Here is a 17,949-nt window from a genome sequence, read left to right on the forward strand (position 1 = left end):
GGGGGGGGGGGGGGGGGGGGGGGGGGGGGGGGGGGGGGGGGGGGGGGGGGGGCGCCCGGCCCCCCCCCCCGGGACCGGATCAACCGACTTCGTACAGCTCCAGCGGCAGGTCGTCGGGGTCGGCGAAGAAGGTGAAGCGGGCGCCGGTGTATTCGTCCACGCGGATCGGTTCGCAGGCGACGCCGTGGTCGGCCAGGCGCTGGATCATCGGTTCCAGCGCGGCCACGCGGAAGGCCAGGTGGCGCAGGCCCTGGGCCTCGGGGCGGCTCGGGCGCGGCGGTGGGGCGGGGAAGGAGAACAGCTCCAGCTGGCCCCCGTCGGGCAGGGCCAGGTCCAGCTTCCACGAGTCGCGCGCGGCACGGTGGTTCTCGGCCAGCACGCGCAGGCCAAGGATGCGCACGTAGAAATCCTTCGAACGTGCGTAATCGCTGCAGATCACGGCGGCATGATGGATGCCCAGCAGGCCGCCGGTCGCTGCGCCGGTCATGGCGTGGCCGGTGCCGCTGCGGCGGGCTGCTCAAGCCAGCGGTCGACCTTGCGCTCCAGCACGTCCAGCGGCATCGAGCCGTCCTTCAGCACTTCGGCATGGAAGCGGCGCAGGTCGAAGGCCGCGCCCTGGCGGGCCTTGGCCTTGTCACGCAGGGCGAGGATGCGGCTCAGGCCCGCCACGTTCGACAGTGCCTGGCCCGGCTGGGCCATGATCCGTTCGACTTCCGCGCTGGCATCGTCTTCGCTCATGTCCACGGTTTTCTCCAGGTAGTTCACCGCCTGCTGCTTGCTCCAGCCCTGCGCATGCACGCCGGTGTCGGCAACGACGCGGGCCGCGCGCAGCAGGCGCGAATACAGATAACCGATGCGGTCGTAGGGATCGCTGTAGACGCCCAGGTCGTCGCCCAGCGTTTCGGCATACAGGCCCCAGCCTTCGACGAAGGCGAGGTCACCACCGAGGCGGCGGAAGCGCGGCAGCTTGGCCAGTTCCTGCTGCAGGCCGAGCTGCACGTGGTGGCCGGGGATGGCTTCATGCAGGTACTGCACCGGCACGCTCCAGCGCTTGCGGCTGGGCAGGTCGCGGGTGTTGATGTAGAGCACGCCGGGTTGCCCCGGCTGGCCAGGCTGGTAGGCCGCGGCGGCAGCGGTCATCGCGCGCTCCGGCTCGACCGCGCGTACTTCCAGGCGATCCTTCGGCAGGGTGTCCAGGATCTGCGGCAGGCGCGCATCCACCTGCTGCTGCAGCTGGCGGTAGCGGTTGATCAGTGCGTTGGCATCGCCGTACTGGAACTGGCGGTCGCTGCGCATGCTCTTCAGCAGCTTGGCCTGCGAACCGCGCAGCTTGTTGTCCTTCATCACCGTGGCGATCTGCGCGCCCAGTTCCTGCACGCGCTGTTCGCCCAGGGCATGCAGCTGGGCGGCGGTCTGGTCGCTGGCGGTGGTCTGCACGATCAGGTTGGCGTACCAGCCCTGGCCGTCGGGCAGGGCGCCCAGGCCGCTGCTGCTGCGGGTGGCCGGCAGGTATTCGGTGGCGATGAAGCCGCGCAGGGCGCGGTAGGACGGCAGGATGCGCAGCTCGATCATGCGCTTGTATTCGGCGCTGATGCGCGCTTTTTCCTCGGCGGGGATATCGCCCGGCATGGTCCTGATCGGCGACCAGAAGATGCTTTCCTCGGCGGTCGGGGTGATCACCGCGTCCAGCTGCGGCAGCACCTTTTCCATCAGGTCGCGCGGCTGCACCACGCCGGCCTTCATGCCCTGGCGCATGTTGTCGATGGCCTGGTTGAACAGGTCGGGGATTCCCAGTGAGCGGCGCGACCAGGTGTCGTAATCCTTGACCGTGTTGAACGGCTGCGCGCCGGCGCCGGCGCCGAGGATCGCCATGATGCTGCCGATGTTGTAGTACTGGCTGATCGGCATCATCCAGCTCGGGAAGCGCTCGGCGGCCAGCGAGGCGCGCGCATCGCGCACGAAGATCTCGTAGCTGAGCAGGTCCTGGCCCTGCAGGCCGTCACTGCCGACCTTCTCGACCTTGCCCAGCCATTCGGTGGTGAAGTCGTGCGACTGCTGGCGCCATGCGGCGGAGAGGATGTTGGGCAGCTGGTCGTTGTAGCGGGCGTCGCCCTGGAAGGTGGCCTGCAGCGGGTTCAGCCGCATCGAGGCTTCCCAGTATTCGTCGTACAGGCGCTCCAGCTGCACCTGCTTGGGCACGGCGCGGGCCGGTGCGACCGGGCGCGTTGCGGCGCGGCGCGTGCTGCTGCCGCGGGCCGGGGTGGCGCGTGCAGGCTTGGCCTTTGGCTTGGCGGCCTGCCGGGTCTGCGCGGCGGCGGGGCGGCTGGCCTTCTTCTTCGCTGCCTCTGCCGACGGCACGGCACTGAACAGGAACAACGCGGCGATGGCGGCGGCCAGGGCGCGGGTGGGATACGGCATCAGAAGCTTCCGTGGAACACAGACCGTGGAGCTTGCACGATCCGCGCGCGTACGGCCAGCGTGAAGGCGCAGTCAGCTTGCCGTCGCTGGGGCTTCAGTCAGCCGCAGCGGCAGCGCGCAGCTGCGCGGCACGTTGTTCGCCCAGATAACGCGTGATCGCGCGTCGCATCAGGTACAGCAACGGAATCAGGGCGATCGCAAAGCCCATCTTGTAGACGTAGTTGACGCTGCTGACGGCCAGGAACAGCGAGGTCGGCCATTTCTGCGGGCCCAGCACGAAGGCGATCCAGATCACCACGAAGCTGTCCACCAGCTGCGAGACGGCGGTCGAGCCGGTGGCGCGCAGCCACACATGGCGCTCGCCGGTGGCCTGGCGGATGCGGTGGAACACCGCCACGTCGATCAGCTGGCCGACCAGGAAGGCCACCAGCGAACCGGCGATGGTCCACATGCCCTGGCCGAACACCGCAGCGAACGCCGCCTGGTAATCCGGTACGCCGTGCGCATCCATCGAGGTGACCCACCAGCTGGCCGGGGCCAGCGAGATCGCCGCGAACGCGAACAGGAAGCCGTAGGCGATCAGCACCACCGCCAGCCACGAGATGAAGCGCACGCCGCGCTTGCCGAAGAACTCGTTGATGGTGTCGGTCATGATGAACACCACCGGCCACAGCAGCGTGCCGGCGGTGAAGCTCAACGAGCCGGTCTGGCCGAACAGGTTCCCGTTCAGCGCATCGATGCCCAGCGTGTCTTCCAGTGCGAAGATCTTGACCCCGATCAGCTCGGCCAGCACTGCGTTGCCGCAGAAGAACGTGGCCAGGATGATGAACAGCAGGACCGCACGGTCCTGCAGGGGGCGCGCGTAGGGCGCGTCGCTGGGCGTGGTGCTCACTCGGGGCGTTCGCCGGCGCGGGTGAACGGCACGCTGGCCGGGGCCACGGCACCGCCGGAAATGATGAAGCTCATCGCCTGGTCCACGGTCCAGTCGGTCGGGGTGAGCAGTTCCACCGGCACGATTTCCAGGTAGCCCGAGGTCGGGTTGGGCGTGGTCGGCACGTACACCGCCGCCAGTTCGCGGTCGGTGCCCTGTTCCTTGATGACCCGTGTGACCAGGCCGACCGACTTCATGTCACGGTGCGGGAAATCGATGAGGACCACGCGCTGGGTGCTGCCCGGTTCGGTCTGCAGCATGTCCAGCAGCTTCTTGGCGCTGTCGTAGATGATGCTGGCCAGCGGGATGCGCTTGATGATGGCGCCGACCCAGCGCAGTAGGCGCTGGCCGACCACGCGACGGCTGGCCACGCCGACCGCCAGGATGACCAGCAGGGTGGCCAGAAGGGCGATGGTGTCCTGGATCCACTCGGCATGGACCCAGCCCAGGTAGTGCGGGAAGCTGGTCGCGATCTGCTCGGACAGCGGCACCACCAGCGGGCTGGAAATACCCGACAGCAACACGAAGACAAACTTCACCACGACCCAGGTCAGCCAGATCGGCAGCAGGGTCAGCAGGCCGGTCAGGAACAGGCGTTGCAGGGAAGGACGGGGGACCAGGGCGGGGGCTTCGAGCGACATGTGCGCATTGTAGCGGCCGGCGGCGCTGGATTACGCTGGAACCCAGGGGCGGGAGCCGGACAGGGAAGGGATGCTGTGTTGAGGATGCTGCGCGGAGTGGGCTGGGCCCTGTTGGGGCTGCTGGTGCTGGCGGTGCTGCTGTGGACGTTGTCGCGGTTCTGGCCGCTGCCGGCCGCCCAGCGTGAGCAGGTGCGGCTGCTGGAAGACGTCCGGCAGGCGCCGGGCAGGAACGGGTTCGCGCTGCTGTGGACGCTGCCCTTCGAGGGTCTGGACCCGGCCCAGCGCGAGGCTGCTCTGGCCGAGGATGCGCGGCGCTGGCAGGCGCGCTCCACGCCGGATGTCATCGATTCCGCGCTGGCGGCCACGCAACCGGCAGTGACGGTCGACAACCAGGGCTATTGCAGGTCCAGCGGCGAAAGCTGCCTGGCCCGCGTGCGCGCCGATACCGCGCAGTTCCGTGCCGCCCACGCCGGGCATGAGGGCCTGCATGAACGCCTGGACGCGCTGGCCGATGCAGAGCGCTTCGACAGCCCGTTCCAGGCCGACGGTGCCACTGGACTGGTGCCGATGCCGCGCTACCAGTCGCTGATGGATGGCAGCGGCGTGCATGCGCTGGCCTTCGTGCAGGGCGACGTTCCTGCGGCGCTGGCCGGCAGCTGTCGTTCGGTGCAGCTGGGTCGGCGCCTGATGCACGGTGGCAATACCCTCATCGACAGCATGATCGGCGCCGCGATGGTGCGCGCCAACGTGTACCTGCTGGCGGAGATGCTGGCGGAACTGCCGCCGGACCAGGTGATGCCGGCGGCCTGCGAGAGCGCGTTGCAGCCGATGGACGCTGCCGAGCAGAGCCTGTGCCGGCCGATGCAGGGCGAGTTCGCGATGAGCCGGGCCGCCATTGATGCATCGCTGCAGCAGACCGGCACCGTGCTGATGCTGGATCGCGAACACACCCTGGGCCGCTTCGCCGCCAACTTCGGCTGGGCCTGTGGTCCGGGCTCGGAGGCGGCGCTGCAGGCCGACCGGCCGGTCGAGGTGGTTGCGGGCCCGGATTGGGATATGCGCTGCCTGGCCAATTTCGTGGGCTGCACGCTGAGTGATATCTCCGGCCCGGCCTACCAGGATTACGCCGCACGCAGCCAGGACGTGGCGGCCCTGCTGCGCCTGCTGGGCGCACAGCGCTGGCTGCGGCAGCAGCCGGAGGGCCCGCAGCAGGCCCTGCAGCGCCTGCCGGCGCAATGGCGCTCATCCACGCGCGTGCCGGTGCTGTCGGCCGATGGCACGCGCCTGCAGGTGCAGCGCCGCGCGCGTGATGCAGGCGGCAAGGGTGATGCGATGCTGTCGGTGCCGTTGTAGGTCAGGCAGCGCTGCCGCGCGCCTGCGGCTTCAGGCGCACGTAGACCTGCTTGCGCACGCGGGCGACGACTTCGCCGGAGGCATCGACCACGTCGTTGCTGAACCAGCGCAGGACCTTTTCGCCGTTGGCGGCCTCGGCGCGCAGCTCATCGAGCAGCGCCTCGTCGATATGGAAGGCGGTGCGCACGGTGCCGCGCCCGGGCTTGAGGAAGTCGATGGCGCCGGCCCGGTCCCACACGTAGTAGTCGCGGCCGAGGGTATGCATCAGGCCGAGCATCCAGAACGGATCGGTCATCGCGAACAGGCTGCCGCCGAAATGGGTGCCGACGTAGTTGCGGTTCCAGGGGCGCATCCGCAGCTCGACCTCGATCTGCCGGTAGTCCGGGGTGATGCGGGTGACATGGATGCCGGTGAACAGGAACGGCGGCCACAGGTTGATGCCGAGGCGGAACGTGCTGGCTTTCATGTGCGGACGGGGCGCGGGGGCGATAACCCGAGTCTAACCATTCGCATGCGTATGTTGAACCCCGGTCTGTCGTTCGTGGAGTGGAGCTTGCTCGACTGCTCATGGCGCTTGCCGGTCGTAGAGTCGAGCTTGCTCGACTGCTCTGCTCAGATCCACTGACAGCAGATTCCGCCTTTCCCTAGGGCAACTGCCAACACGATGCGCCACTCTGGGCCATGCCCAGTCCCGCCCTCCTGCGCTGCCGTACTTCAGCGGTTGGACACTTCTACGTAATTACCAGCGTAGTGGCCGGTCGCCGCCCCTTGTTTGCTGTCCCGGAATGCGCGGCCGTCTTGATGGAACACCTCAAGGACAGCGACAGGCGTGGGTTGACCCGGTCCTTCGCCTGGGTGGTCATGCCAGACCATTTCCACTGGGTAATGCAGTTGCGCGAAGGTGGGCTGGGGCGTTGTGTGCAGTCCCTGAAATCGCGGTCTGCCATTGCCATCAACGCGACACTTGGGGGGAGTGCTGCGGTCTGGCAACGTGGCTACTACGATCACTGGATACGGGACGAGCGTGATGTCCGTCAGCAGGTTCTGTACGTGATGGAGAATCCCGTACGCGCAGGCCTGGCGCTGAGACTGGGCGATTATCCCTACGCCTGGTGTCGCTGGCCGCTTTCGTAGAGTCGAGCTTGCTCGACTCTACGGGCACCACGGCTACGGCCAGTCGAGCAAGCTCGACTCTACGGGCACTAGGGCTACGGCCAGTCGAGCAAGCTCGACTCTACGGGCGTCACGGCACGGCCAGTCGAGCACGCTCGACGTTACGCGTCGCCACTCATGGCATAGCCGTCGCGGCCGTTGTCCTTGGCGCGGTACAGCGCGGCATCGGCGCCTTCAACAAAATGATGGGGGTGCAGGCTGCCGTCGGGCACGCGGGTGTACACGCCGATGGTGAGGCTGATGCCCGCGCCGCTGCCGTCGCCCGGGGGCGGCAATGCGCGCACGCTGGCGATCAGGTCTTCCACCACCAGGCGCGCGCCGTCGGCCGGCGTGTCCGGCAGCACCAGTGCGAACTCATCGCCGCCATAGCGCGCGGCCATGTCGCGCGGGCGGCGGGCATGTGCGGCGATCAGCCGGGCTACGTCGCGCAGCACGCCGTCACCCACCTGGTGGCCGTGGCGGTCGTTGTGATGCTTGAAATGGTCCACGTCGATCAGGGCCAGGCTCAGCGGCTTGCCGCTGCGCCGCGCGGCATCGCATTCTTCCTGCAGGGCCTGTTCGAAACGCAGGCGGTTGCCCAGCCCGGTCAGCGCATCGCGGTTGGCCTGGCGGTGCCAGGCCGAGATGCGCCAGATGGCCCACACCAGCAGGATCAGCAGCACGCCGAGCTGGGCGCTCGCCGGTGCCCACCACAGGTTGCCCACGCGCAGCAGCAGCCAGGCCAGCACGGGGGCCAGCGGCAGCGAGCAGAGCGCGGCCAGCCATGGCAGGCGCAGGCCCAGCAGCATCACGCACAGTGCAGCCATCAACCCGGACAGCAGGTCCTGCACGGCGCGTGGCAGCACGTTGATCTGCTTGTCCTGCAGCAGCATCGAGGCGATGTTGGCCTGGTATTCGCTGCCGCTCATCCAGTACTCGCGGGTGGTCGGGGTCAGCAGGCGCGGCGCGATGCCGCTGGCGGTCATGCCGACCACGATGCGCCGGCCGCGCAGCAGCGACGCGTCAACCTGGCCATCGAGCACATCGGCGTAGGAGACCTGCGGCAGGCGCTCGGGCGGGCCGGCATAGCGCACGCGCACGTAGTCGTCGCGACGCCATTGATAGGGCGAGTCGAGCGCGGGCTCGGGGTCGGCCAGGCCGTGCACGCGATTGGCCGGAATGCCGGCCAGGGCCATGCCCAGCGACGGCCAGTGCGCCTGGCCGATGCCGGCGCGCAGGTACACGCCGCGCGCCACGCCATCGCCATCGACTTCGACATCACTGTGGCCGATCGCCGCGGCGCTGGCCGCGATCAACGGGATGGGCAGCAGCTCCTCGGCCAGGCGGTCGCCCGCCGCCGGCGCCGCCAACACGGGCAGTACCACCCGGCCATTGCGGCGGATGGCCGCGGCCAGCGCGGCATCCTGGCGCGCATCGTGGCGGTCCGGCTCGGCCAGCATCAGGTCCAGCACCACCCGTTCGGCGCCGGCATCGGTCAGCTGGTCCAGCAGCCGCGCGTGCACCGAGCGTGGCCACGGCCACTGGCCGATGCGCTGCAGGCTGTCTTCATCAATGGCGACGATCAGCACGCTGGGATCGGGCCGGTACTCCCAGTCGCCCACCAGCAGGTCGTACGCCGCTTCATCCTGCCGCCACAGGAACTGCCCGTGACTGACCACCGCCGTGGCGATGCCGGCCAGCAGGGCCAGCAGGATGCGCCGCGACCAGGGCAGCGGCGAGCGCCTCACAGCAGCAGCCACAGCAGCAGGGCACCGCCGCCGGCGCCGTAGCACAGCCGGCACGGCAACGTGACCTGCTGGGCCGGTGAGAACGGGCCGGCGTGGCCGTCGTCGTCGATGTACTGCACGCGCACGTGCAGGGTGCCGCGCCACGGTCGCTTGAAGCTGACCTGCGGCTGCGCCAGCGTTTCATCCACCAGTGGTGCCTTGAAGTCACCGCGGCGGTCGACCTGCACGCGGTAGCGCTGGCCTTCGCTGCCGGCCTGCCAGCGCAGGGTCAGCTCGCCATGCGCAGCTTCGGGCGGCTGCAGGGCCGGGTCGACCGGTTCGTCGGTGAGCTGCAGCGGCAGGGCCTGGCCGAACGGTCCTTGGTGGCCCTGGCCATCGCGCGAGGCCACGCGCCAGAAATACTGGCCGGGCGGCAGCGGCGTGGCCAGGCGCAGGTCGGTGCCGGTGCTGGCCTGCTGCTGCAGCGGCTGCAGGAAACGAGGCTCGGCGGCGATCTGCAGCACGCTGCTGCCCGCGCCCGGGGCCTGGGTCCAGCGGAAGCGCGGCCGGTCACTGTTGACGGTCTGTCCGTGCAGGGGCGACACGGTCAGCGGCGGTGGCGGCTGGTCGCTGAGCAGGAAATCGGCGCTGGCATCCAGGCCTTCCACGCCCTGCGCATCGACCGCGCGCAGCAGCAGGCGCAGGGCGCCAGGCGGAAGGTCGTCGATGACCAGCGAAGTGTCGTTGGTGGTGGCCGCGAACAGCAGGATCTCCGGCGTGGCAGCCAGCACGACTTCAACGCGGTAGTGGTCGGCAGTGGCCACCGGCTCCCAGGCCAGGCGTGCCGGCAGTGGCGCCAGCACGGTGGCATCGCTGCGCAGCCGTGGCGCGGGCAGCAGCGCGGAGGCGGCGTCGGGTGCGGTATCGGCGCTGGCGCTGCGGCTGGCCTGGCCCGGGCGCACCAGGCGCTGGCCATGCGGGTTGCCGACCTGCACGCGGCCTTCCAGCACTTCGGTGGCGCCGACCTGCGTACTGTCGCCGGCGCTGACCCGGAACACCGTGCCGCGCACGCTGCTGGTAGCAGCAGGGGCATCGATGATGTAGCGCGACGCCGGGCCGCGGGCAGGGGTGACGCGGTTGCTGGCCCGGCCCTGCTGCAGGCGCATACGAGTGTCGACCATGCCGGTGCGGCCGTAACGGCTCAGCTGGTCCAGGCGCAGCCGCGAGTGCTCGCGCAGCTGCAGGCGCGATGCATCGGCGAATTCGAGGGTGACGCTGGCATCGGCATCGGTCTGCACGGTGTCGCCGATGTGCAGCAGCTCGCCGGCGAGCAGGGCGCGGGTGGCGCTGCCATTGGCGGCCACCAGTTGCACGGCGCCACGCACGGCCAGCACGCGGGCCGGGGCCGGTTCGACCCGCAGCCAGCTGACCGGGAAGCGCAGCAGCCCGCCGGGTGGCAGGCGGTAGGGGTTGTCGATGCGGTTGTGCTGCTGCAGCTGCTGCCACGGCACGTCCGCCTTCAGGTACAGGCCGCCCAGGTCCCAGAGGGTATCGCCGGGGCGGACCCGGTAGTTCCAGTCCTGTGCGGCGGCGAGGCCGGGCAGCAGGAGCAGGGCGCACAGCAGTGCGGCGAAGCGGCGGACGAGGGAAGACGACGAACGGCCAACGGTCACGGAGTGCTGTCCCGGCTGAGCGGGGGCGCAGCTGCAAGACCCCATGGCCCCGACCTCATCCCCCCGAATGGATCGTAGCGGCCAAAAGGACGCTACCGGTCACATTATTGCCCGCGGTCAGTGCAGGATTTCTGAACGGAACGCGTCTTTGTTCAGAACAGCAGCGAGGCCATCTTCCGGCGGTAGCGGCCAACCAGGTCCTCGTCGGTGATGACGTTGAAGGCATCGATCAGCACCTTGCGTGGCAGGCCTTCGGCGAAGCTGCGGTCGATCCGCAGCATCTCCAGGAACTGTTCCAGCGCGGCTTCGTCGTGGCCGCCGAGCAGCAGCTGCACGCCACGCTGATGGCGGGCCTGCAGGTCCTTGCCGTCGGCGGCGATGCGCGCGTCGAGGGCTTCGGCCGAGGGCGCATCCTTCAGCGCGGTGGCGAAGGCCAGGCGGGCACGGCCGCGCACGGCGCGGTCGTCGGTGGCCAGGTTGGCGGGCAGGGCATCGATCAGGGTGCCGGCCTCGTCCACGCCGCCCACCTGCAGCAGGGCCAGGGCGAGGTCCAGCTTCAGTTCGTCCTTGTCCGGCTCGGCGGCGATCTGCGCACGCAGCACGTCCACCTGCGCCTGCGGGTCCAGCGGCGCTTCGTCTTCGGCCACGGTGTCGCCGATGTCGGCCGGCACGATGCCGTGCTGGGCCAGAAACTCACGCAGCTGGCCTTCGGGGATGGCGCCGGGGAAGCCGTCGACCAGCTGGCCGCCCTTGACCAGGAACACGGTCGGCACCGAGCGGATCTGGAAGGCGGCGGCGATCTGCTGTTCGGCGTCGACATCGACCTTGGCCAGCTCGAACGCGCCGTTGTACTCGGCCGCCAACTTTTCCAGCATCGGGCCCAGGGTCTTGCACGGGCCGCACCAGGTGGCCCAGAAGTCCACCAGCACCGGCGTCTGCAGGGACTTCTGCAGCACCTCGGCCTCGAAGGTCGCGGTGGTGGCGTCGAATACGTGGGTCGTCGTCTCGGTCATGGGGGAAGTATCGCCTGGCAACTGGAGACCGATTCTATGGTGTCGATCCGTGTCGGTCTCAACCCTGTCCTCACACCGGGCACCGGCAGACACGTCGTGGCTTGGCGGTTGCCGCGCCTGCCGCGACAATGCAGCGGTCTTTCATTACAGGTGGATCCGCGCGATGTCCGTGCTCTGGCTTGATCGTTGGTTGGGGCTGCTGGCCGCCGCGTGCTTCGTGCTGGCGGTCGTCGGTTTCGGCGCGGCGCTGGGCGGCTACTCCCAGGCCGTGCACCCGGTGGCGCTGCTGGGTGCCCACGGCGTGCCGCACGCGCTGGCCTTAAACGTGCTGGGCCTGGTGTTGCCAGGCGCGCTTGCGGTGGTGGTGGCCGAGCGCCTGCGCCGTCAGCTGCCGGTGGGGGCAGGCTGGGCGCCGCGGGTCGGCAGCCAGATGCTGCTGCTGGCGGGCCTGGCCTTCGCCGCGATGGGCCTGCTGCCGCTGGACCCTGAAGACCTGCATGGCGGCGCCAGCCAGCTGCACGCCAGCGCGTGGATGGTCTGGGTGCTGGGATTCGTGGTCGGTGCGCTGATGCTGGGCATCCCGCGCCTGCGCGCCGGGCACGGGCGCGCCATGGCCGGGCTGGCCGTGGCCTGCGGCGCGCTGGCTGGCCTGGCCGCCTTCGCCCTGCAGGGCGTGCTGCCAGCGCCGCTGGCGCAACGGCTGGCCTTCGCCTGCTGGGCGGCCTGGCTGGCACTGGCCCTGCCGTTGTCACGACGCGGCGGATGACGGACAGGCGGCCCGCGGCAGGGGCCGCCTGTCCGGATCGTGCTACTGCGGGCGACAGCTGACCGAGAAGCCGACCGGGCCGAACGTCGCATAGATCCAGGCCATGGCCTGATTGACGGCATCGGTCTGGTCTTCGGCGTCGGGTTCGAAGACGCCGACGGCCCCTTCATTGGGGCCGCTGGTCAGCTGGTAGTCGCACAGGTATGGCGCGGCCTGGGCCGCACTGGTCAGCCCCACCGACAGGGTGAGCCCGAGCAGGGATGCGTAGAGCTTGTTCATGGTGTTCTCCTCCGTGGCCCCGGGGAAATGGCATTGACCGCCAGCAGCGTGCCGGAGCCGGTGAGCACGCTACGGGCCAACCCTGCTCCCTCTTGATCCCCGGTCGGGTAGGGGAAGTGATTGAATGAGGTAGGTTTTTTCCCGTTGCTGCTGAAGGGAGGACGCCCTCACATCGCATCTGCGGCCAGCGTCACAGTGCTCTGGTCCGGCTCCGGCAGCGTCCTCGCCAGCGCCGTGGCCCTCCATGGCGGTGCAGGTTGAAGACGACAGCGCGCGCGCGCTGGATCGGCCCGGATTGGAGCCATTTGCCGCACTGCGGTACGCTGTACCGCTTTGCCGCCGCAACCGCGTGTTACATGACCAGCGCCGAACCCAACGTTTACGACCCGCAGCAGGTTGAATCCGCCGCCCAGAGCTTCTGGGATGCCACCCGCGCCTTCGAGGTCGACGAGACCTCGGACAAGCCGAAGTACTACTGCCTGTCGATGCTTCCGTACCCGTCCGGCGCGCTGCACATGGGTCATGTGCGCAACTACACGATCGGCGACGTGATCAGCCGCTACAAGCGCATGACCGGCCACAACGTGCTGCAGCCGATGGGCTGGGACGCGTTCGGCCTGCCGGCGGAAAACGCCGCGATCAAGAACAAGACCGCGCCGGCGGCGTGGACCTACAAGAACATCGACCACATGCGCAGCCAGCTGCAGTCGCTGGGCTATGCCATCGACTGGTCGCGCGAGTTCGCCACCTGCCGCCCGGACTATTACGTCCACGAGCAGCGCATGTTCACCCGCCTGATGCGCAAGGGCCTGGCCTACCGCCGCAACGCGGTGGTGAACTGGGACCCGGTCGACCAGACCGTGCTGGCCAACGAGCAGGTCATCGACGGCCGTGGCTGGCGCTCCGGCGCCCTGGTCGAGAAGCGCGAGATCCCGCAGTGGTTCCTGCGCATCACCGATTACGCCCAGGAACTGCTGGACGGCCTGGATGAGCTGGACGGCTGGCCGGAATCGGTCAAGACCATGCAGCGCAACTGGATCGGCCGTTCCGAAGGCCTGGAAATCCAGTTCGACGTGCGCGATGTCGATGGCAGCGCGCTGGACCCGCTGCGCGTGTTCACCACCCGCCCGGACACGGTGATGGGCGTGACCTTCGTGTCGATCGCCGCCGAGCACCCGCTGGCGCTGCACGCCGCGAAGAACAATCCGGAACTGGCCGCGATGCTGGCCGACCTGAAGCAGGGCGGCGTGTCCGAAGCCGAACTGGAAACCCAGGAAAAGCGCGGCATGGATACCGGCCTGCGCGCCGTGCATCCGGTCACCGGCGAGCAGGTGCCGGTGTGGGTCGCCAACTTCGTGCTGATGGGCTACGGCACCGGCGCGGTGATGGCCGTTCCCGGCCACGACCAGCGCGACAACGAGGTGGCCAACAAGTACGGCCTGCCGATCGTGCAGGTCATCGCCCTGAAGGATGCGCGCAACGACGATGAGCGCACCTGGGACGCCACCCGCTGGCAGGACTGGTACAGCGACAAGAGCCGCCAGACCGAACTGGTCAACTCGGCCGAATTCGACGGCCTGGACTTCCAGGGCGCATTCGAAGCGCTGGCCGAACGATTCGAGCGCAAGGCCCAGGGCCAGCGTCGCGTCAACTACCGCCTGCGCGACTGGGGCGTGAGCCGCCAGCGTTACTGGGGCTGCCCGATTCCGGTGATCTACTGCGCCAAGTGCGGTGCGGTGCCGGTGCCGGAAGAACAGCTGCCGGTGGTGCTGCCGGAGGACGTGGCGTTCTCGGGCACCGGTTCGCCGATCAAGACCGACCCGGAATGGCGCAAGACCACCTGCCCGGATTGCGGCGGCGCGGCCGAGCGCGAGACCGACACCTTCGACACTTTCATGGAGTCGAGCTGGTACTACGCCCGTTACACCTCGCCGGGTGCCCGTGATGCCGTCGACAAGCGCGGCAACTACTGGCTGCCGGTGGACCAGTACATCGGTGGCATCGAGCACGCGATCCTGCACCTGATGTATTTCCGCTTCTACCACAAGCTGCTGCGTGACGCGCGGATGGTGGACAGCAACGAACCGGCGCGCAACCTGCTGTGCCAGGGCATGGTGATCGCCGAGACCTACTACCGCCCGAACCCGGACGGCTCGAAGGACTGGATCAACCCGGCCGACGTGGACGTGCAGCGCGACGAGCGCGGCCGCATCACCGGCGCCACCCTGATCGCCGACGGCCAGCCGGTGGTGGTCGGTGGCACCGAGAAGATGTCCAAGTCGAAGAACAACGGCGTGGACCCGCAGGCGATGGTCGGCAAGTACGGCGCCGACACCGTGCGCCTGTTCTCGATGTTCGCCGCACCGCCGGAACAGTCGCTGGAGTGGAACGAGGCCGGCGTGGACGGCATGGCCCGCTTCCTGCGCCGCCTGTGGGCCCAGGTGCACAAGCACGCTGCCGACGGTGCCGCCCCGGCGCTGGACGTGGCCGCACTGGATGCCAACCAGAAGGCACTGCGCCGCAAGACCCACGAGACCATCGGCAAGGTCGGCGACGACTACGGCCGCCGCCACAGCTTCAACACCGCCATTGCCGCGGTGATGGAACTGATGAACGCACTGGCCAGGTTCGAGGACGCCAGCGAGCAGGGTCGTGCGGTGCGCCAGGAAGCGCTGCAGGCCGTCGTGCTGCTGCTGAACCCGATCACCCCGCACGCCAGCCACACCCTGTGGCAGGTGCTGGGCCACGGCCAGACGCTGCTGGAAGACCAGCCGTTCCCGCAGGCCGACAGTGCCGCGCTGGTGCGTGATGCGCTGACCCTGGCCGTGCAGGTCAACGGCAAGCTGCGTGGCACGATCGACGTGGCCGCCGATGCCGCGCGCGAGCAGGTGGAGGCACTGGCCCTGGCCGAGCCGAACACCGCCAAGTTCATGGAAGGCCTGACGGTGCGCAAGATCATCATCGTCCCCGGCAAGATCGTGAACATCGTCGCTGCCTGATGTACCCGGCACCGGCCGCCGCCCAGGCGGCCGGTGCGTTGTCGCCACGGCCATCGGCCGATGGCCCTGCGTTCACGCGTCCTCGGGCACGCTGTCTGTTGCCGTGATCGCCCGGCTCCGCCAGACTGTTCCCATGACCCGAATTCTGCTTGCCCTCGTCCTTGCCCTCGGCCTTGCCGGCTGTGGCTTCCACCTGCGCAACAAGTTGATGCTGCCGACCGACACCGCGCCGGTGAAGGTGGTGTCCACCGCGCCCTACAGCGAGCTGGTCAAGCTGTTGAACCGCAGCCTGCTGGCATCCGGTGCGAAGCTGGCCGACGAGGACAGCAAGGATCCGGCAGCACAGCTGCAGGTGCTGTCCGAGCGCTGGGGTGACCTGCCCATCGCCATCGATGCACAGGGCCGTGCGCAGGAATACAGCCTGCGCTACGCGGTCATCTTCATCTTCCGCCGCGAGGATGGCAGCGAGCTGGTGCCGCAGCAGGTGATCGAACTGTCGCGCGACTACGTGTCGCCGCCGACCGACGCCACCGGTACCACCACCGAACGCGAGATCCTGGCCGATGAACTGCGCCGGGAAATGTCCGCCTCGATCATCCGCCGCATCGACAGCGTGGTGCGTGCCGAGCTGGAACGCGGTGGCAGCCTGTCCGCGCCGAAGCCGGCCGTGACCACCGATGGCGAACCGGCGACGACGCCGGCGCCGGTCAAGCCCTGAGCTGCCGCCCACGATGGAACTGCGACCGGAGCAGCTGGCCGGCCAGGGCGGTGACACCGCGCTGGCGCCGGTATACCTGATCGCCGGCCCGGAGACCCTGCGCGTGCTTGAAGCCGCCGATGCGGTGCGCGCACGCGCCCGTGCCAGCGGCGTCGACGAACGCGAGGTGTTCGACGCCGACGGCCGCGACTTCGACTGGAACCAGCTCGACGCCAGCTTCAACGCGCCCAGCCTGTTCAGTGCGCGGCGCCTGGTGGAAGTGCGCCTGCCCAGCGGCAAGCCGGGCAAGGACGGCGCCGAGGTCATCAGCCGGTTCTGCGCCGACCCAGCGCCGGACGTGGTGCTGCTGATCACCGCCAACGAATGGAGCAAGGCCCACCAGGGCAAGTGGGCCGAGGCGGTCAACCGCGTCGGCGTTCTGTCGGTGGCCTGGGCGATCAAGCCGCACGAACTGCCGGACTGGATCGAGCGCCGCCTGCGCAGCAAGGGCCTGCGTGCCGACGGTGCCGCGGTGCAGCGCCTGGCCGAGCGCGTGGAAGGCAACCTGCTGGCCGCCGCGCAGGAAATCGACAAGCTGGCCCTGCTGGCCGATGGCCAGCCGCTGGACGTAGAGCGCATGGAATCGCTGGTGGCCGACGCCGCCCGCTACGACGTGTTCCGTCTGGTCGAAGCGACCTTCTCGGGCCAGCCGCAGGCGGTGCTGCGCATGCTGGCCGGCCTGCGTGGCGAAGGCGAGGCCGTGGCCGCGCTGATGCCGATCGTGATCCGCGAACTGCTGGCCGGTGCCGGCCTGGCGCGGGTGCAGGCCCGTGGCGGCAACCTCGCCGCTGAAATGAAATCGCGCGGCATCTGGGAATCGCGGCAGGCGCCGTACAAGCGCGCGCTGCAGCGGCACCCGGAAGGCAAGCGCTGGGAGCGCTTCGTGGCCGAGGCGGGGCTGGTCGACCGCATCGCCAAGGGGCGGGCCGACGGTGACGCCTGGCTGGCGCTGGAGCGTCTGCTGGTGGCGGTGTCCGAGGCCCGTGCCGTGCGCCTGCTCGCGCGCGCCTGAGTGATGAGCCTGCGGATCTATTACGGGGGCACCTTCGATCCGGTGCACCTGGGCCATCTGGCCATCGCGCGCGCCGCACGCGACGAACTGCAGGTGGCCGTGCGCATGTTGCCGGCCGCCGACCCGCCGCACCGCGCCGCCCCGGGGGCGACCGCCGAACAGCGCTGCCGGATGCTGTCGCTGGCCATCGGCGACGAGCCGGGCCTGCTGCTCGACCGGCGCGAGCTGGACCGGGCGGCGCGCAACCCTGGCCAGCCGTCCTACACCGTCGACACCCTGCGCGAGCTGCGCGCCGAGCTGGGCCCGAGCCGGCCGCTGGCCTGGCTGGTCGGTGCCGACAGCCTGCTGGCCCTGCCGGCCTGGCACGAATGGCAGGCGCTGTTTGGCCTGGCCCACTTCATCGTGGCCGAGCGGCCGGGCAGCCCGTTGCGTGACGCCGTGGCCGGCGAGCTCGGCCAGGCCCTGGAAGGGCGCTGGGCCGACAACGAGCAGTCGCTGTTCGCCAGCCCGGCCGGGCGCGTGCTGCGCCTGCACCAGCCCCTGCGCGGCGAGTCGGCCAGTGCCGTACGCGCCCAGATCGGCGCGGCCGGACCCTGGCGGGCGATGCTGCCGCCGGCGGTGGCCGACTACGTGGCCGGGCAGCGCCTGTACCACCCCGGCACACCCTGAATGCCCGCGTGAATGGCGCAAGCGCGCCATGCCCGTATAATCGCCCCCACGTTTATCGAGTCGATCCACTTTGAGCAACCAGACCCAGCCCCAGACCATCAAGGTCGATCTGCCCAGCCCGCCGCCTTCCGTGCCGCAACTGCTGGCCAGCGTCCGCCAAGCCACCGAAGACCTGAAGGCCAAGGACCTGGTCGAGATCGACGTGCGCGGCCGGTCCAGCGTTGCCGATTACATGATCGTCGTTTCGGGCACCTCGACCCGCCACGTCAAGTCGATCGCCGATGAAGTCGTGCGCTTCGCCAAGAACATCGACGTGATGCCGCTGGGCGTGGAAGGCGAGCGCGAAGCCGAGTGGGTGCTGGTCGACCTGGGCGACATCATCGTCCACGTCATGCTGCCGCGCGTGCGTGAGTTCTACGCCCTCGAGCGCCTGTGGACCGTCGGCGACCAGCCGCCGCCCAGCGACGACGACGAAGTGGCCTGAGCCACGGCGTTGCTGTACCCCTTCGAGGGGGGGGGGGGGGGGGGGGGGGGGGGGGGGGGGGGGGGGGGGGGGGGG

Annotated in this window: 17 protein-coding genes; 8 read left to right on the forward strand and 9 right to left on the reverse strand. The window is 69.5% G+C overall.

Annotation, left to right across the window (positions count from 1 at the left end):
* Positions 1–79: 79 nt before the first annotated feature.
* The 4 genes from IAE56_RS16660 to IAE56_RS16675 form a co-directional block, all read right to left on the reverse strand.
* Positions 80–487, reverse strand: coding sequence for a VOC family protein (locus IAE56_RS16660; RefSeq protein ID WP_200753278.1), 408 nt, complete (start codon positions 485–487; stop codon positions 80–82).
* Positions 484–2,418, reverse strand: a complete 1,935-nt coding sequence (locus IAE56_RS16665; protein ID WP_200753279.1) for a DUF885 family protein — start codon at positions 2,416–2,418, stop codon at positions 484–486. Before IAE56_RS16665 ends, IAE56_RS16660 begins: the two co-directional genes overlap by 4 nt.
* 94 nt (positions 2,419–2,512) lie before the next feature.
* Entirely contained in the window at positions 2,513–3,310 is a 798-nt protein-coding gene (locus IAE56_RS16670; RefSeq protein WP_200753280.1) for a queuosine precursor transporter, read from the reverse strand.
* Complete coding sequence (locus IAE56_RS16675) at positions 3,307–3,990, reverse strand: DUF502 domain-containing protein (protein ID WP_079222700.1); 684 nt, start codon at positions 3,988–3,990, stop codon at positions 3,307–3,309. The genes IAE56_RS16670 and IAE56_RS16675 overlap by 4 nt, the downstream gene beginning before the upstream one ends.
* A gap of 84 nt (positions 3,991–4,074) precedes the next feature.
* Between IAE56_RS16675 and IAE56_RS16680 the strand changes: the two genes are divergently transcribed.
* Positions 4,075–5,343: a hypothetical protein gene (locus tag IAE56_RS16680; protein WP_234456144.1), complete on the forward strand. Its 1,269-nt coding sequence runs from the start codon at positions 4,075–4,077 to the stop codon at positions 5,341–5,343.
* Position 5,344: 1 nt separating this feature from the next.
* On the opposite strand, the gene IAE56_RS16685 is transcribed toward IAE56_RS16680, so the two are convergent.
* Positions 5,345–5,809, reverse strand: a complete 465-nt coding sequence (locus tag IAE56_RS16685; RefSeq protein WP_200753282.1) for a DUF4442 domain-containing protein — start codon at positions 5,807–5,809, stop codon at positions 5,345–5,347.
* Positions 5,810–6,024: 215 nt separating this feature from the next.
* On the opposite strand from IAE56_RS16685, the gene IAE56_RS16690 reads away from it, so the two are divergent.
* Complete coding sequence (locus IAE56_RS16690; RefSeq protein WP_200753283.1) at positions 6,025–6,477, forward strand: transposase; 453 nt, start codon at positions 6,025–6,027, stop codon at positions 6,475–6,477.
* A 140-nt stretch (positions 6,478–6,617) separates the two neighbouring features.
* Here the strand turns inward: IAE56_RS16690 and IAE56_RS16695 are convergent, their stop codons facing one another.
* From IAE56_RS16695 to trxA, 3 genes are all read right to left on the reverse strand, one after another.
* Positions 6,618–8,243 carry a CHASE2 domain-containing protein gene (locus tag IAE56_RS16695; protein ID WP_200753291.1) on the reverse strand — a complete coding sequence of 542 codons (1,626 nt, stop codon included), beginning with the start codon at positions 8,241–8,243 and terminating at the stop codon, positions 6,618–6,620.
* The gene (locus tag IAE56_RS16700) at positions 8,240–9,940 is read right to left on the reverse strand and encodes a FecR domain-containing protein (RefSeq protein ID WP_200753284.1); all 1,701 of its coding nucleotides are present in this window, start codon (positions 9,938–9,940) and stop codon (positions 8,240–8,242) included. Before IAE56_RS16700 ends, IAE56_RS16695 begins: the two co-directional genes overlap by 4 nt.
* A 107-nt stretch (positions 9,941–10,047) precedes the next feature.
* Positions 10,048–10,908 (reverse strand): thioredoxin, encoded by an 861-nt coding sequence (trxA, locus tag IAE56_RS16705; protein ID WP_200753285.1) that lies wholly within the window; start codon positions 10,906–10,908, stop codon positions 10,048–10,050.
* Positions 10,909–11,071: 163 nt separating this feature from the next.
* Here trxA and IAE56_RS16710 point away from each other — a divergent pair, with 163 nt between their 5' ends.
* The gene (locus IAE56_RS16710; RefSeq protein ID WP_200753286.1) at positions 11,072–11,674 is read left to right on the forward strand and encodes a DUF998 domain-containing protein; all 603 of its coding nucleotides are present in this window, start codon (positions 11,072–11,074) and stop codon (positions 11,672–11,674) included.
* A gap of 42 nt (positions 11,675–11,716) precedes the next feature.
* On the opposite strand, the gene IAE56_RS16715 is transcribed toward IAE56_RS16710, so the two are convergent.
* On the reverse strand, positions 11,717–11,953 hold the full coding sequence (locus tag IAE56_RS16715) for a hypothetical protein (protein ID WP_200753287.1): 237 nt from the start codon (positions 11,951–11,953) through the stop codon (positions 11,717–11,719).
* 356 nt (positions 11,954–12,309) lie between these two features.
* Here IAE56_RS16715 and leuS point away from each other — a divergent pair, with 356 nt between their 5' ends.
* The 5 genes from leuS (at position 12,310) to rsfS (ending at position 17,874) form a co-directional block, all read left to right on the forward strand.
* Positions 12,310–14,952, forward strand: a complete 2,643-nt coding sequence (gene leuS / locus IAE56_RS16720; protein WP_164073572.1) for a leucine--tRNA ligase — start codon at positions 12,310–12,312, stop codon at positions 14,950–14,952.
* Between the two features lie 133 nt (positions 14,953–15,085).
* Positions 15,086–15,670, forward strand: coding sequence for an LPS assembly lipoprotein LptE (gene lptE / locus IAE56_RS16725; protein WP_200753288.1), 585 nt, complete (start codon positions 15,086–15,088; stop codon positions 15,668–15,670).
* Positions 15,671–15,683: 13 nt separating this feature from the next.
* Positions 15,684–16,721: a DNA polymerase III subunit delta gene (holA, locus tag IAE56_RS16730; protein ID WP_200753289.1), complete on the forward strand. Its 1,038-nt coding sequence runs from the start codon at positions 15,684–15,686 to the stop codon at positions 16,719–16,721.
* Between the two features lie 3 nt (positions 16,722–16,724).
* Positions 16,725–17,390, forward strand: coding sequence for a nicotinate-nucleotide adenylyltransferase (nadD, locus tag IAE56_RS16735; protein ID WP_200753290.1), 666 nt, complete (start codon positions 16,725–16,727; stop codon positions 17,388–17,390).
* A 70-nt stretch (positions 17,391–17,460) separates the two neighbouring features.
* Positions 17,461–17,874, forward strand: a complete 414-nt coding sequence (gene rsfS / locus IAE56_RS16740; protein WP_108769533.1) for a ribosome silencing factor — start codon at positions 17,461–17,463, stop codon at positions 17,872–17,874.
* The last annotated feature ends 75 nt before the right edge of the window (positions 17,875–17,949 follow it).

Source organism: Stenotrophomonas sp. S41 (genome assembly GCF_016624625.1).
Lineage (GTDB): Bacteria > Pseudomonadota > Gammaproteobacteria > Xanthomonadales > Xanthomonadaceae > Stenotrophomonas.

Bases quoted from the DNA above. Each gene is read 5' to 3' on its own strand.
- IAE56_RS16660 (WP_200753278.1), bottom strand. From the start codon at position 487: ATGACCGGCGCAGCGACCGGCGGCCTGCTGGGCATCCATCATGCCGCC.
- IAE56_RS16665 (WP_200753279.1), bottom strand. From the start codon at position 2,418: ATGCCGTATCCCACCCGCGCCCTGGCCGCCGCCATCGCCGCGTTGTTC.
- IAE56_RS16675 (WP_079222700.1), bottom strand. From the start codon at position 3,990: ATGTCGCTCGAAGCCCCCGCCCTGGTCCCCCGTCCTTCCCTGCAACGC.
- IAE56_RS16680 (WP_234456144.1), top strand. From the start codon at position 4,075: ATGCTGCGCGGAGTGGGCTGGGCCCTGTTGGGGCTGCTGGTGCTGGCG.
- IAE56_RS16685 (WP_200753282.1), bottom strand. From the start codon at position 5,809: ATGAAAGCCAGCACGTTCCGCCTCGGCATCAACCTGTGGCCGCCGTTC.
- IAE56_RS16690 (WP_200753283.1), top strand. From the start codon at position 6,025: ATGCCCAGTCCCGCCCTCCTGCGCTGCCGTACTTCAGCGGTTGGACAC.
- IAE56_RS16700 (WP_200753284.1), bottom strand. From the start codon at position 9,940: ATGGGGTCTTGCAGCTGCGCCCCCGCTCAGCCGGGACAGCACTCCGTG.
- trxA (WP_200753285.1), bottom strand. From the start codon at position 10,908: ATGACCGAGACGACGACCCACGTATTCGACGCCACCACCGCGACCTTC.
- IAE56_RS16710 (WP_200753286.1), top strand. From the start codon at position 11,072: ATGTCCGTGCTCTGGCTTGATCGTTGGTTGGGGCTGCTGGCCGCCGCG.
- IAE56_RS16715 (WP_200753287.1), bottom strand. From the start codon at position 11,953: ATGAACAAGCTCTACGCATCCCTGCTCGGGCTCACCCTGTCGGTGGGG.
- leuS (WP_164073572.1), top strand. From the start codon at position 12,310: ATGACCAGCGCCGAACCCAACGTTTACGACCCGCAGCAGGTTGAATCC.
- lptE (WP_200753288.1), top strand. From the start codon at position 15,086: ATGACCCGAATTCTGCTTGCCCTCGTCCTTGCCCTCGGCCTTGCCGGC.
- holA (WP_200753289.1), top strand. From the start codon at position 15,684: ATGGAACTGCGACCGGAGCAGCTGGCCGGCCAGGGCGGTGACACCGCG.
- nadD (WP_200753290.1), top strand. From the start codon at position 16,725: ATGAGCCTGCGGATCTATTACGGGGGCACCTTCGATCCGGTGCACCTG.